This is a genomic window from Acidihalobacter yilgarnensis, from assembly GCF_001753245.1.
GTDB lineage: Bacteria > Pseudomonadota > Gammaproteobacteria > DSM-5130 > Acidihalobacteraceae > Acidihalobacter > Acidihalobacter yilgarnensis.
Window position 1 is genome coordinate 2755050 of record NZ_CP017415.1, and the last position, 13567, is coordinate 2768616.

Below are 13567 nucleotides of genomic sequence, written 5' to 3' on the forward strand. Positions count from 1 at the left end.
TTTGCGACGGCGGGCTGCCCGCAACGCGCCGATGCGACTGAGGCCACTCGCCGGCATCGCGCTGGCGATGGCGATGTTGCACGCCGCCGGCGCTTGGGCAGCCGGCGGCGAGATCGGCGAATGGGCCCTCTGCCCCCTGGAACCCCGCATACCCGTGCCACGGTACGGCGACGACCTGGTCCACGTCCTCGCCGACCGCGCCTTGCTCGACCCGCACGGCGTCTCCCGGCTGGAAGGCCGCGTGCAACTGACCCGTGGCGACCAGACCCTGCTGTCCAACGCGCTCAACTTCAACAATGACACCCAGCTTGCCGTCTCGCCGGGACCACTGACACTGGAAACACCGGACATGAAGGTCGCAGGCGGTCATGGCCACTACGATTTCGGACACCAAACCGGCACCATCGATCTCGCCCGCTATCACCTCTATCCCGCGCACGCCCGCGGCGAAGCGGCGAGCATCCACCGGCTCGGCCCTGCCCGGACCGCACTCAGCCAGGCGACCTACAGCACCTGCCCCATCGGCCATCGCGCCTGGCAGTTGTCCGCAAGCGAAGTGCACCTCAACCAAGCCGCCGGGGTAGGCACCGCGCGCGACGTACTGATCCGCTTCAAGGGCGTACCCATTCTCTACACCCCTTATCTCAGCTTTCCGTTGAGCAATCACCGCAAATCCGGATTGCTGCCACCGGTCATCGGGCAGACTACGAACGCGGGCTTCCAGTACCAGCAGCCGATTTACTGGAATATCGCGCCGCAAGCAGACGCCACATTCACACCGGAAATTTTCAGCACGCGCGGCTTCGGCCTCGGTACCCAGCTGCGCTATCTCGGCACACGCAGCCGCAGCGAACTGAACACCAACTACCTGCCTTACGATCGTCTGTTCGGCGGCTCGCGCTATCTATTTTCGTTCCGTCAGCAGGCCAGTCCGGCGCAGAACTTATCGACCTACATAGACTACAGCCGCGTTTCCGACCCCAATTACTTCAACGATCTGGGCACCACCCTGCGGAACGTGGACACCACTTTTCTCGGTCAGGGTGCGGGGATGAGCTATTACGGCGACCGCTGGTCGCTGTCGACCATCGCCCAGCAATACCAGGTGCTGGACCCTGCGCTGCCGGCCAACGCGGCCCCCTATGCGATCCTGCCGCAGATCGACTTCAACGCCCATCTGCCGACACCCGCCGACGGACTGCAGATCAGCCTACGCTCGCAATGGTCCCGCTTCGTCCGCCCGGGCAGCGTAATCGGCAACCGCCTGGACTTGATGCCCACCGCCCGCCTGCCGCTAAGCGGCGCGGCCTGGTTTCTCACGCCGACCATGTCCTACCGCTACACGGCGTACCGGCTGCAGAATCAAATTCCCGGCGAACCCGCAAACCCCACCCGCAGCCTGCCCATCGCAAGTCTCGACGGCGGTCTGTATTTCGAACGCACTGCCGGCGCGCATACCCTGCAGATCCTTGAGCCCCGGCTCTTCTATCTCTATGTGCCCTACCAGAATCAACAGGCCCTGCCGATCTTCGATACGACCTCGTTCCCGTTGTCCTTCAGCCAGATGTTCACGGACAATCGCTTCGTCGGCGCCGACCGCGTGAGCAACGCCAACCAGCTCACAGCGGCCGTGACCACGCGCTTTATCAATACCGACACCGGCAACGAACTGATGAGCGCGAGCATCGGCCAGATCTTCTATTTCCAGCCCCGGCTGGTTACCCTGCCGGGGCAACCCGTCGATACCGCCCAGCGCTCGGACTACGTCAGCCAGATCAACGTGGCCATCGCCCGAAACTGGTGGGCCAATGCCGGCATCAACCTGAACCCGACAACACACACCGTGGATACCGCCACCTTCAATGCGCAATACCGGCTGTCGCAGGACCAATTGATCAACCTAGGCTATCAGTACTATCGCAATCAGTATGACCAGGCGAGCCTTTCGTTCGCCTGGCCGCTTACCCGCCACTGGCAGTTGGCGACGAGCCTGAGCTACTCGCCACAGGACAAGCGTATGCTGCAGGCCTTTGCAGGCGTCCAATACGACACTTGCTGCTGGGCGCTGCGATTGCTCGCACAGCGCTACCTCACGACCCTCAACGGCAGTTACAATGAGGGCATCTCTTTCGAACTCGTCCTCAAGGGGCTGGGTAATCTCGGCACCCCGATCGGCACCTATCTACAACGGACCATTCCCGACTATGTACCTCCTGCCTAAACACCTTTCGCGCGCCATCGCGGCATCGTTCGCCCTGACCCTCGCGCTGGTTACCCTGTCACCGGCCCGAGCCGCCGACACTGCGGCCCCGCCGCCGCAGCTCATTGACCGCATCGTCGCCGTGGTCAACGAGGGGGTCATCACGCAGCGCCAGCTCGATGAAAAAACCGCCGAAGTGGCGCAGCAGCTGCAAAGCTCGGGTAACACACTACCCAGCCACAAGGTCCTCGAACAACAGGTGCTCAAGCGCATGATCATCGACGAGCTACAGCTCGAGACGGCCAAGCGAATGGGCATCAAGATCGACGACATGACCCTCAATGACACCCTCAACACCATCGCCGCCAACAACCAGATGTCGCTTGACGATCTGCGCAAGCGCGTAATCGCCAGCGGCCAGCCCTGGAAGCACTTCGTCAGAAACATCCGCGACCGGCTGACCATGCAGAAGCTGGAACAACGCGAGGTTGGCGACCGCGTGCATATCACCCACCAGGAAGTACGCGACTTCCTGGCCCAACACGCCAACCAACTCGATCCCGGCGTCGAGTATCACCTCGCGCAAATCCTCATTCCGATCCCCGGTGCAGCAGCCCCCAAACAGATCGAAGCCGCACTGAACAAGGCCGAAGACATCCGCAAACAGACCGAACAGGGCACGCCGTTCAGCAAGCTGGCGATTGCAGATTCGGCGGGACAAAACGCCCTCAAGGGTGGTGATCTCGGCTGGATGACCACCGACCAGATGCCAACCTATTTCGTGCGTACGGTCAACGTACTCAAGACCGGCGAGGTCAGTCAGCCGATCCGCAGCCCCAGTGGCTATCACCTGGTCAAGCTCCTGGGACTACGTGGCGGCAAGCAGATCAAGACCACCGAGTACAAGGTCAAACAGATACTGATCACCCCGAACGCCTTGCTCAGCAATACCCAGGCCAAGGCCAAGATCGAACGACTGCGCAATGAAATCCTGCATGGCGCCAGCTTCGCCAAGCTCGCTCAGGCCAACTCCATGGACCCCGGCAGCGCGGCCAATGGCGGCGACCTCGGCTGGCTCAATCCGGCGCAGCTCGTGCCACAATTCAGCAAGGTCATGGAGTCGCTGCCGCTGAACACGCTCAGCCAACCCTTTCACTCGCCGTTCGGCTGGCACCTGATCGAGGTCACCGGCAAACGCGCCGTCGACAGCACCGAGAAGATGCTGCACGCCCAGGCCCAGAACATCCTATACCAGCGCAAGCGCGCGGAAGCATTGAACATTTGGTTGCGCCGGCTGCGCGACGAAGCCTATGTGGACATCCGTCTCGACCAGGGCAGCGCAACCGCCAAGACAGGCGCGGCGTCCTGAGCGCGTGAGTACCACAACACTCGCGATCACCCCCGGAGAGCCAGCCGGGATCGGCCCCGATCTGATCGTCCAGCTCGCCAGCACCCGGCCTACGGACGACTGGGTCGTCGTCGCCGACCCAGCGCTGCTCGCGCGGCGCGCCAAATGCCTCGGTCTGGCGCTGGATCTGCAGCTCGTCGAACCAGGGCCCATACCCAGCGCACAGCCCGGCGCGCTGCGCGTGTTGCCGATCCCGCTAGGGCATCCTGAAGTACCCGGACGACTCGACACGGGCAATGCCGAATACGTCCTCGAAACACTGCGGCGCGCAACCGACGGCTGCCAGCGCGGCGAGTTTGCCGCGCTGGTCACCGGACCCGTGCACAAGGGCGTGATCAACGACGCGGGCGTACCCTTCAGCGGTCATACCGAGTTCCTCGCCGAGCGCTGCGGCGGCGTACACCCGGTCATGCTGCTCGCCGCCGGGCAATTGCGGGTCGCACTGGCCACCACGCACCTGCCGCTCGCCGAAGTCAGCGGCGCGATCACCGCCGAACGACTGACACGCGTGCTGCGTATCCTCGATCACGACCTGCGCGCGCGCTTCGGGCTCGCAAACCCGCGCATCCTGGTCTGCGGGCTCAATCCGCATGCCGGCGAAGGCGGTCACCTCGGGCGCGAGGAAATCGAAATCATCGCCCCGACCCTTGAGACCCTGCGTGGCGAGGGCCTGAATCTCGTCGGACCGTTGCCTGCCGACACCGTGTTCACCCCTCGACACCTCGAACATGCCGATGCCGTGCTTGCCATGTACCACGATCAAGGCCTGCCCGTGCTCAAATACGTCGGTTTTGGCCAGGCAGTGAATATCACCCTCGGCCTCCCCATCGTGCGCACCTCCGTGGATCACGGCACCGCGCTCGATCTCGCCGGCAGCGGCCGCGCCGAAACCGGCAGTCTGGCGGCCGCCATTGACCTTGCGGCCTTGCTGGGCAGACGCGCCGCGACAACATGAGCCACGTCCCGCGCAAGCGTTTCGGTCAGAACTTCCTGCACGATCAGCAGGTCATCGCGCGTATCGCCGCGGCCATCGCCCCCCTGCCCGATGACGTCCTGATCGAGATTGGCCCCGGTGAAGGCGCGCTGACGGCCGCGCTGCTTGCACGCATCGATCACCTCGACGCAGTCGAACTCGACCGTGACCTGCTCCCCAAGCTCCGCCGCCGCTTCGGCGAACGACTCACCTTGCACGCGGCCGATGCCCTGCGTTTCGATTTCGCCGCCATTGCGCCCCCCAAGGCCTGCGTGTTGTCGGCAACCTGCCCTACAATATTTCCACACCACTGATCTTCCACCTGATCGATGCCCTCCCGCAGGTGCGCGATATGACCTTCCTGCTCCAGCGCGAGGTCGTACAACGGCTGGCCGCCGCCCCCGGCAGCAAGTCTTACGGACGACTGTCGGTGATGGTGCAATACCGCTGCCGTGCCGAGGCCCTATTCGAGGTTGGCCCTGGCGCCTTCACGCCACCGCCCAAGGTCGATTCCGCATTGGTGCGACTGACGCCCTGGCCCGCACCGCCGCACCCAGCACGCGATGAGCGCCTGTTTGCGCGCCTGGTTGAGCAAGCCTTCTCGCAGCGGCGCAAGACTCTCGGACGAGGGCTGCGCGGCACGCTGGAGGCCGACGACTTCGTACGCGCGGACATCGATCCCGTGCGGCGCGCCGAAACCCTGTCGGTGGCTGAATTCGCACGCCTGGCCAACGAAATCCGAACTCGCCTCGATACGCAGGGTCAAAATCCATAACACGCCCCGTGGCGCGGCGAATACCCTGCGATCGACGACCGGGATTGGCCGGCGGACTGCTAGACTTGCAGCAACCACCTATCAGGGAGGCACGCATGTCGAATCCCACCCCGTTACACACCCTCACCGAGCAGGGCCAAAGCATCTGGCTCGATTACATCCGCCGCGACCTCATGAGTTCCGGCGAGCTCCAGCGCATGGTGACTCAGGAGGGATTGCGCGGCATGACCTCCAACCCCGCCATCTTCGATAAGGCCATTTCCGAGGGCAACCTTTACGATGAAGCCTTGCTCGACGCATATCGCCGCGACCCCAAACAATCATCACAGGAAATATTTTTCAAACTGGCGATAGAGGACATCTGCGCTGCGGCCGATCAATTCACCGAGGTTTATCGAAGCAGCGCGGGCCGCGATGGCTTCGTCAGCCTGGAAGTCTCCCCCGAGCTAGCCCACGACACCGACGCCACTGTCAACGAAGCGCTCGCCCTGCATGACAAGGTCAACCGCGCCAACCTGATGATCAAGGTGCCTGCCACGCAAGCCGGCTTGCAGGCCATCCGCCACCTTACCGAGGCGGGTATCAGCATCAACGTTACCCTGCTGTTCGCCGTGGCGCGCTATGTCGAAGTCGTCGAAGCCTATCTTGGCGGCCTGGAGGCGCGCCTGGACCGCGGCCTGCCGCTGGATGGCATCAGCTCCGTCGCGAGTTTTTTCGTCAGTCGTGTGGACAGCCTGCTGGATGCCCGCCTCGCGGCCCATCCGAACCCGGAAGCGCACGCGCTGCTCGGGCGCTGCGCCATTGCCAACGCACAACTCGCCTACGCACACTTCACGCAGATCATCGATAGTCCGCGCTGGCAGCGCCTCGCCAAGGCAGGCGCACACCCCCAGCGTCTGCTGTGGGCCAGCACCAGCACCAAGAATCCGGATTATCCACCGCTGCTCTATGTAGACGAACTGATCGGTGCGCACACCGTCAATACGTTGCCGCCCGCCACTTACCAGACACTGCTGAAACGCGGCTCCATACCCGCTGCCACCCTGCCTGGCGATATCGACGCGGCGAAGGCCTGTATCGCAAGCCTTACCACATTCGGCATCGACCTTGATGAAGCCACCGATCAACTCGAACGAGAAGGTGTTGCCTCCTTTACCGAGGCCTTCCACCACCTGCTTGGAGGCATCGCGACGCAGCTCGACCGCATCAAGGTTAAGGCATGAAGTCCGGCACGCCCTGCCACACGCTGGCCAATGCCGACCACCTCTATGCTGCGGTGGCCGAACGGATACTCGCACTTGCGGATGCCGCCATCGCGGCACGTGGTTGCTTTCATCTCGCGCTCGCCGGCGGCAACACCCCGCGCCGGCTATACGAGCGCCTCGCCGAGCATGAGAATGTCGAGTGGAACCGCTGGGAAATCTGGTTCGGCGATGAGCGCTGCGTCCCCCCGACCACGCGGACAGCAATTACCGCATGGCCTGCGAGACCCTGCTTGCGCGCGTGGCGATCCCGGCCAGTCAGATTCACCCGATGATCACCGGCACCGACTTCACCCCCGAACGCGTAGCCGCCGACTACGCCGACGCCCTGACCGCTCACCTGCCGCTGCACGCGGGATGGCCGATACTCGATGCCGTACTCCTCGGCCTCGGTCCCGACGGCCATACCGCCTCGCTGTTCCCCGGCACGCCCATCCTCGACGTACTCGACACCCCGGTTGCCGCTGTGCGCGTACCGCGACTGGGCGCTTGGCGCATTTCGCTGACACTGCCGGTACTCGAACACGCCCGTCACCTGCTGTTCGTGGTCGAGGGTGCCGGCAAGAGCGATATGCTGGCACGCCTGGCGCGCGGCCCCGCCGCTGACGAAGCGCCGCTGCCGGCCGAACGTGTCTCCGGCCCGAATGCCGAGTGGTATCTCGATGCCGCTGCACGAGGTAGCGCATGACGCTGCTGGCCGGCGATATTGGCGGCACCAAAACCTTCCTGGTGCTCGCGCGCACCGGCGATCATGGCATCGAACGCCTGCATGAGGCCCGCTATCCCAGCGCGACTTATAGCGATCTTGCATCCATGGTGTCCGACTTCCTCGCCACCGCCCCCGACGGCCCGCACGCGATAATGGGCGCCTGTTTCGCCCTGGCCGGACCGATCCAGGACCAGCATGATCGCCAGCAAGCGCAACTCACCAACCTGCCCTGGCGGCTCGACAGCGAAGATCTCCAGCACGCACTCGATATCCCTCAGATCCGCCTGATCAACGACTTTGCCGCCATCGGCCATGCCCTGGCGACACTGCCACCTAAGGCCCTCGCCACGCTCCAGGCCGGCCAACCGGACCCCACCGCGCCCAGCCTGGTGGTCGGCGCGGGCACCGGGCTCGGCGTGTGTACCTTCTGCCCCGGCGATAACGGCCCGCCACGCTTGCTTCCGGCCGAAGCCGGGCACTCGAACTTCGCCCCGGCGAACCTACGCCAGTTGCGCTTGGCCGAATATGTTCTCGCCCACGAGGGGCGCTGCACGCGCGAATATCTATGCTCGGGTGATGGGCTGCGGCGCGCCTACGCATTCGTCTGCGACGAGGCCGGTCTGGCGCCAGGTGCCGCGCTGGCAGCCCGCGATCCAGCCGCCGTCGTCGCCCAGGCCGCGCTGGCCGGCAGCGATCCGCAGGCCGTCGATGCCCTGAGCCTGTTCGTCGAGATCTACGCCGGACAAGCCGCCGACCTCGCACTCGCCGTGCTGCCCTTCGGCGGGGTTTACCTCGCCGGTGGCATCGCACCCAAGATCCTATCGCGGCTACGTGAACCCGACGTCATCGCCGCCTTCACTGATCGCCCACCGATGCAAGCGCTGCTGGAGGCCATGCCGCTACAGGTCATTCTCGACGAACACGCCGGTCTGGCCGGCGCACTCGAATGCGCGCGCCGGCTGGCCGAAACCCGCGTGAACAGTTAAGACCGATGCGCCCCGCACAGGTATAATGGCCGCATGACTACGACTCCCGATTACGCCATCCAAGTGGATGTTGAAACCGAATACCTATCCGGCGAGTCCGACCCATCCGGTAGCCGTTACGTATTTGCCTATACCATCACCATCCAGAATCGCGGTGCCCACCCCGCGCGCCTGCTTTCGCGCCATTGGCTGATCACCGATGCGGACGGCGCCGTGCAGGAAGTCCGCGGCCCCGGTGTAGTAGGAGAACATCCCCACCTGCGCCCCGGCGAGGCCTTCCGCTACACCAGCGGCACCCAGCTGCCGACCGCGGTCGGCAGTATGCAGGGCAGCTATCAGATGATCGCAGACGACGGCACACGCTTCGACGCGGAAATCAAACCCTTCGTCCTCGCCGCGCCGCGCACCCTACACTGACCGGCATGTCACTGCGCGGCGCCTATACCCTCTGGGCACCGATCTACGACGTCTTGCTGGCGCGGGGCACGCACGCGCTGCGTGCGCATAGCCTCGTGCGCCTCGGCGCTGAGCGCGAACGCGACATCTCCCTGCTCGGTATCGGCACCGGCCTCGATCTGCCTCACCTCCCACCGGGTAACCGCTATCTCGGTGTCGACCTCACGCCGGCCATGCTGGCGCGCGCGCGTCAGCGGGCGAAACAGCTAAACCTGCCCATCACGCTGCAGGTCGGAGACGTGCAACATCTCGATCTGTCAGATGCCAGTTTCGACACGGTCGTGATGCACCTCATCCTCGCCGTGGTGCCTGACCCGGTCGCCTGCCTGCGCGAGGCCGCGCGTATTGCCCGCCCCGGCGCGCATCTGCTGATCCTCGACAAGTTTCTAAGACCCGGTCACCCTGCGCCATTGCGTCGGCTTATCAACCCACTGATGCGCCGGCTGGCCACGCGCACCGACGTGGTGTTCGAAAACATCCTCGCCGACACGCCGAACCTGCGCATGCTCGAAGATCGCCCGGTCGCCGCTGGCGGCTGGTTCCGCGAGATCACGCTGGAGCGTACCTAACCTTGGCCGTGTATGCCGTCGGCGACCTCCAGGGCTGTCTGGACCCGCTCGAACGCCTGCTCGAAAAATTGCGATTCGACCCGGCCACCGACCGGGTATGGCTGGTTGGCGACCTGGTTAACCGCGGGCCGCAGTCGCTCGAAACCCTGCGCTTCGTACGCATGCTGGGCATAGCCGCCGTGTGCGTACTCGGCAATCACGACCTGCATCTCCTCGCGGTTGCCGAAAACGGCGATGGACTGCATCGAGGAGACACCCTGCAACCGGTCCTCGACGCGCCGGACGCCGCCGAGCTGCTGGACTGGTTACGTCGGCGCCCACTGCTGCACCACGACGCAACGCTCGGCTGGACGATGGTCCATGCCGGACTGCCGCCCGAGTGGGATATTCCACACGCACTCGACTATGCCGCTGAAATCGAGGCCGAACTGCGCACCTCTCCCGCGGCACTCTTCGCAAACATGTACGGCGACCTGCCCGACCGCTGGTCCGAAGATCTCGCTGGCATGGCACGTCGGCGCTTCATCCTCAACGCCCTCACCCGCATGCGCTATGTCGATGCCGCCGGCCGGCTCGATCATCGCTGCAAGGACGCTCCCGACGATGCGCCCACCGGGCTGACGCCCTGGTTCCGAGTTCCCGCGCGCCGTAGTGCCGATGCGCGTATCGTCTTTGGCCATTGGTCCACACTCGGCCTCATCAACGAGCCAGAGCTCCTCGCCCTCGATACTGGTTGTGTCTGGGGTGGCGCACTCAGCGCGGTACGCCTAGATCACCCGCAACGCCCGATCACCGCCGTCGTGTGTCCACAGGCCCGCCAGCCGCGCGGCCAACGCATCTGACGTGCCGGCAAGGACGCCATTAACCCCAGGCTAATTACTGGCAGCGCCACCGCGTCCCGCTCCAACGTCAGCTCACGGCTAAACGGCACTCGTCATACCAGCGTCTTCGCCGGCCAACAGAGCCATTCCCAGACCGATCAAGCCCAGTCAGAATCAATGTACGGCTTTATTGGCGCGCGACCGGAACCACCACCGGTGTCTCGCGCCGCCGCCAAATCTCGCCATAGGCCGAATACCCGAGATAAAGCGCAAGGCTGCCGACCACGATGACACCCCCCATCAGCATCCCGCTTGTCGGCCTTTCCCCCGTACCTAACCAAACCCAGAGCGGGCCGAGTACAGTCTCCATGAGCATCACGAGGCTCACGTTCGCAGTCAACGTATGACGTGAGGCCAATGAAAGCGAGAAAAACGATACGGGTAAGATCACGATACCCGTAATCGCAATAAACCCTATATTTCCTTGCAGCGCTGCGGCCGGCCCAATGATGAACAGCGCGGCAACGCCCGACAGAAGCGCCCCCACGCCGACCGTCAACAAGATAGGTGCCTCGGGATTCCGACGAATCGAAACAAAGGTGAGCGCAAGACTTATCGCGACACCCAGACCCGAGACGGCTCCAAGCAACACGCTACCCGCGCCGCCCACAGCGCTTGGGCCTCCGCCGAAAACAGCAATGCCAATGCCTGTAATCACCGCAACAATGGCAAGCCAAGTCGACCAGTGAACGCCATCGCCCAGCAGTAAAAAACCGAAGACCGCAGAGAATACCGGCACCGAAGCGACGCCAAACAACACGACCGAGACCGGCGCCATGGCGACCCCAAGACTGAACAGCGAGGTACTGACGAACTGGCACAACACCACAGCCAACCCCTCACCTGAAAAAAATCCGCGGATATCGGCCTTCCGGGTACGATGAGAAACAACCATCCAGGCGGCGACGAAAACACCTCCCATCAACAGGCCCCGCCAAACCAACATCTGCGCACCGCTCATCTCCGACCACCGCATAAACAGCGTGTCAGGCGTAATGGTAAGAGCCCCAAAGAGCGCGAGTACCAACCCGAACATCGGATGACGTGTCATGGGAATCCGTGCGAAAAAGAGAGGCTTATATCCACCCTAAAGCATCGAGGAAAATCAGAACCCCACCCCGTAGACCGAGCGAGGGGAGGCGTTATGTCTCCGTTGTTTTTGATTCGGCGATGCTGCGAGGTCACTTCACGTGATGTACAAATGGACGCGCAATCCGCGCATGCCGTTTGAGCGCTTTTTGAACACGACCCAGTCGCACACGTTGAGGGACAACGCCGGCAACGCTACGATTGCCCTACGCTAGAAACACAAAAGGCCCACCCTATTCAGGTAAGCCTTTGAAAATAATGGCGCGCCCGGAGAGATTCGAACTCCCGACCACCTGGTTCGTAGCCAGGTACTCTATCCAGCTGAGCTACGGGCGCGTGAAGGTGGCGAATTATGGTGAAGCTTTGATTCGCCGTCAAGCCGAAGCCGTGTTTCCAATATGCAGATGGCGGAGAGAGAGGGATTCGAACCCTCGATGGAGCTTTTGACCCCATACTCCCTTAGCAGGGGAGCGCCTTCAGCCTCTCGGCCATCTCTCCGTATACCGCAAATCCCTCACACCCAGGAGCGAGAGAGGGCGTAAGGATACCCGCCGGAACCCGATAGGTAAAGCTGCAAACTGCTTTACGCCCGGCGTGCTCACTCATTCCCCGATCCACCGCCGGCATCGTCGGGCTGAACCTCTCCATGAATGCGCTGGTAAACCTCTTCCCGATGCACGCTGACATCCTTAGGCGCCTTGATGCCCAAACGCACCTGGTTGCCTTTGACCCCAAGCACGGTCACCTCTATGGCGTCACCGATCACCAGTGTTTCGCCCACCCGACGCGTCAATATCAGCATCTCAGCCTCCTGCTCCTATCATCCGGGGATATCCGGACATACACCCGCCGACGGGACGATCTGCCGGCACGTGGAACGTGACGCACTGACAGCCGAGGGCGAAGTGCTCCGCGTCAACCTGTCGAGTCGTTCGTTCCAGCCATGCCGGAGGGCATCGTCTTCACATCGATGCGGCCCGGACTGCCTGGGTTAGGCATTCGGGAGGTCAGTACGTTCCTCAGGAAGCTGCGCCAGATTGAAGGCATCGTGCAAGGCGCGAACGGCCAGCTCCAAATACTTCTCCTGAACGACCACCGAAATCTTGATCTCCGAGGTGGAGATCATCAGGATATTGACGCCCTCTTGACCCAGCACGCCGAACATCTTGCTGGCAATGCCAGCATGCGAACGCATGCCAACGCCGACCAGCGAAATCTTGGCGATCCGGGTATTGCCGACCACCTCGCGTGCATCCATGTCCTTGACGACCTCGTGCAAACGCTCCATGGCACGATCATAGTCGTTACGGTGGACAGTGAAGGTGAAGTCGGTCAAACCTTCTGCACTGACGTTCTGCACGATCATATCGACTTCGATATTCAGCTCGGCAATGGCGCCCAGGATGCGATAAGCGATACCAGGCTCGTCAGACACGCCGGTGATCGTGAGCTGGGCTTCGTCGCGGCTGAAGGCAATGCCGGAGATCAGGGCATCTTCCATGGTGTTGTCCTCGAAGGTAATCAGGGTGCCGGGGCCGTCCTTGAAGCTGGAAAGCACGCGCAGCGGCACGTTGTACTTGCCGGCGAATTCGACCGAACGGATCTGCAGGACCTTGGAACCCAGGCTCGCCATTTCCAGCATCTCCTCGAAGGTGATGCGGTCGAGGCGGCGTGCGTCGTTGACCACCCGCGGATCGGTCGTGTAGACGCCGTCGACGTCGGTGTAGATCTGGCACTCCTCGGCCTTGAGAGCGGCAGCGAGGGCGACAGCGGTGGTATCCGAGCCGCCACGGCCAAGGGTGGTGATGTGCCCCTCGGCGTCGACCCCCTGGAAGCCGGCAACGACCACCACGCGACCGGCCTCCAGATCGGCGCGCACGCGCGTCTGATCAATATCGAGAATGCGAGCCTTGTTGTAGGCGCTGTCGGTGAGGATTCGCACCTGCGCCCCGGTATACGAACGCGTGGGGCAACCGCGCTGGGTCAACGCCATGCTCAAGAGCGCAATGGTCACCTGTTCGCCAGTCGCGAGCAGGACATCAAGCTCGCGGCCACGTGCCTTGGGGTCGATCGCATGGGCGAGATCGATCAGCCGATTGGTCTCGCCCGACATCGCGGAGACGACGACGACGACCTGATGGCCATCCGCGACGAAGCGCTTGATCTTGTCGGCCACGGCCTCGATGCGCTCCGGCGTTCCCACCGAGGTGCCACCATATTTCTGAACAATAAGTGCCATAAAGATTCCGAACCGGCGCC

The 13567-nt window shown here is 63.2% G+C and carries 11 protein-coding genes, 2 tRNA genes and 2 pseudogenes; 10 read left to right on the top strand and 5 right to left on the bottom strand.

Translation table 11 applies throughout. The features are described 5' to 3' along the window. The first annotated feature begins 31 nt into the window (after positions 1 to 31). The 10 genes and pseudogenes from BI364_RS13295 to BI364_RS13340 all read left to right on the top strand — a co-directional run bounded on the left by BI364_RS13295 (position 32) and on the right by BI364_RS13340 (position 10180). On the top strand, positions 32 to 2221 hold the full coding sequence (locus tag BI364_RS13295) for an LPS-assembly protein LptD (protein ID WP_070079166.1): 2190 nt from the start codon (positions 32 to 34) through the stop codon (positions 2219 to 2221). Next, positions 2205 to 3569 (top strand): peptidylprolyl isomerase, encoded by a 1365-nt coding sequence (locus BI364_RS13300; protein WP_070079167.1) that lies wholly within the window; start codon positions 2205 to 2207, stop codon positions 3567 to 3569. Before BI364_RS13295 ends, BI364_RS13300 begins: the two co-directional genes overlap by 17 nt. Further along, positions 3511 to 4563, top strand: a complete 1053-nt coding sequence (gene pdxA, locus BI364_RS13305; protein WP_083251398.1) for a 4-hydroxythreonine-4-phosphate dehydrogenase PdxA — start codon at positions 3511 to 3513, stop codon at positions 4561 to 4563. Before BI364_RS13300 ends, pdxA begins: the two co-directional genes overlap by 59 nt. Then, positions 4560 to 5356: pseudogene (gene rsmA, locus BI364_RS13310) on the top strand (16S rRNA (adenine(1518)-N(6)/adenine(1519)-N(6))-dimethyltransferase RsmA). Before pdxA ends, rsmA begins: the two are co-directional and overlap by 4 nt. A 95-nt stretch (positions 5357 to 5451) precedes the next feature. Further along, positions 5452 to 6579, top strand: coding sequence for a transaldolase (tal, locus tag BI364_RS13315; protein ID WP_070079169.1), 1128 nt, complete (start codon positions 5452 to 5454; stop codon positions 6577 to 6579). Continuing rightward, positions 6576 to 7306, top strand: a pseudogene (gene pgl / locus BI364_RS18770) (6-phosphogluconolactonase). Before tal ends, pgl begins: the two are co-directional and overlap by 4 nt. Further along, positions 7303 to 8313 (top strand): glucokinase, encoded by a 1011-nt coding sequence (gene glk, locus BI364_RS13325; protein ID WP_070079170.1) that lies wholly within the window; start codon positions 7303 to 7305, stop codon positions 8311 to 8313. Before pgl ends, glk begins: the two are co-directional and overlap by 4 nt. Before the next feature lie 33 nt (positions 8314 to 8346). Next, positions 8347 to 8730: a Co2+/Mg2+ efflux protein ApaG gene (apaG, locus tag BI364_RS13330; protein ID WP_070079171.1), complete on the top strand. Its 384-nt coding sequence runs from the start codon at positions 8347 to 8349 to the stop codon at positions 8728 to 8730. A 5-nt stretch (positions 8731 to 8735) separates the two neighbouring features. Next, positions 8736 to 9338, top strand: a complete 603-nt coding sequence (locus BI364_RS13335; protein ID WP_070079172.1) for a class I SAM-dependent methyltransferase — start codon at positions 8736 to 8738, stop codon at positions 9336 to 9338. Positions 9339 to 9340: 2 nt separating this feature from the next. After that, positions 9341 to 10180, top strand: a complete 840-nt coding sequence (locus BI364_RS13340; protein ID WP_070079173.1) for a symmetrical bis(5'-nucleosyl)-tetraphosphatase — start codon at positions 9341 to 9343, stop codon at positions 10178 to 10180. 166 nt (positions 10181 to 10346) lie between these two features. Here the strand turns inward: BI364_RS13340 and BI364_RS13345 are convergent, their stop codons facing one another. The 5 genes from BI364_RS13345 to BI364_RS13365 form a co-directional block, all read right to left on the bottom strand. After that, positions 10347 to 11246, bottom strand: coding sequence for a DMT family transporter (locus tag BI364_RS13345; RefSeq protein ID WP_197495716.1), 900 nt, complete (start codon positions 11244 to 11246; stop codon positions 10347 to 10349). 321 nt (positions 11247 to 11567) lie between these two features. Continuing rightward, positions 11568 to 11644 (bottom strand) — tRNA-Arg (locus BI364_RS13350). 69 nt (positions 11645 to 11713) lie between these two features. Continuing rightward, a tRNA-Ser gene (locus BI364_RS13355) sits at positions 11714 to 11806 on the bottom strand. Positions 11807 to 11906: 100 nt separating this feature from the next. Further along, complete coding sequence (gene csrA, locus BI364_RS13360) at positions 11907 to 12110, bottom strand: carbon storage regulator CsrA (RefSeq protein WP_070079175.1); 204 nt, start codon at positions 12108 to 12110, stop codon at positions 11907 to 11909. A gap of 189 nt (positions 12111 to 12299) precedes the next feature. Next, entirely contained in the window at positions 12300 to 13547 is a 1248-nt protein-coding gene (locus tag BI364_RS13365) for an aspartate kinase (RefSeq protein ID WP_070079176.1), read from the bottom strand. Positions 13548 to 13567: the final 20 nt, after the last annotated feature.

Coding starts and splice junctions, on each gene's coding strand:
- glk (WP_070079170.1), top strand. CDS start 7,303: ATGACGCTGCTGGCCGGCGATATTGGCGGCACCAAAACCTTCCTGGTG.
- csrA (WP_070079175.1), bottom strand. CDS start 12,110: ATGCTGATATTGACGCGTCGGGTGGGCGAAACACTGGTGATCGGTGAC.
- tal (WP_070079169.1), top strand. CDS start 5,452: ATGTCGAATCCCACCCCGTTACACACCCTCACCGAGCAGGGCCAAAGC.
- pdxA (WP_083251398.1), top strand. CDS start 3,511: ATGTGGACATCCGTCTCGACCAGGGCAGCGCAACCGCCAAGACAGGCG.
- BI364_RS13295 (WP_070079166.1), top strand. CDS start 32: ATGCGACTGAGGCCACTCGCCGGCATCGCGCTGGCGATGGCGATGTTG.
- apaG (WP_070079171.1), top strand. CDS start 8,347: ATGACTACGACTCCCGATTACGCCATCCAAGTGGATGTTGAAACCGAA.
- BI364_RS13300 (WP_070079167.1), top strand. CDS start 2,205: ATGTACCTCCTGCCTAAACACCTTTCGCGCGCCATCGCGGCATCGTTC.
- BI364_RS13335 (WP_070079172.1), top strand. CDS start 8,736: ATGTCACTGCGCGGCGCCTATACCCTCTGGGCACCGATCTACGACGTC.
- BI364_RS13365 (WP_070079176.1), bottom strand. CDS start 13,547: ATGGCACTTATTGTTCAGAAATATGGTGGCACCTCGGTGGGAACGCCG.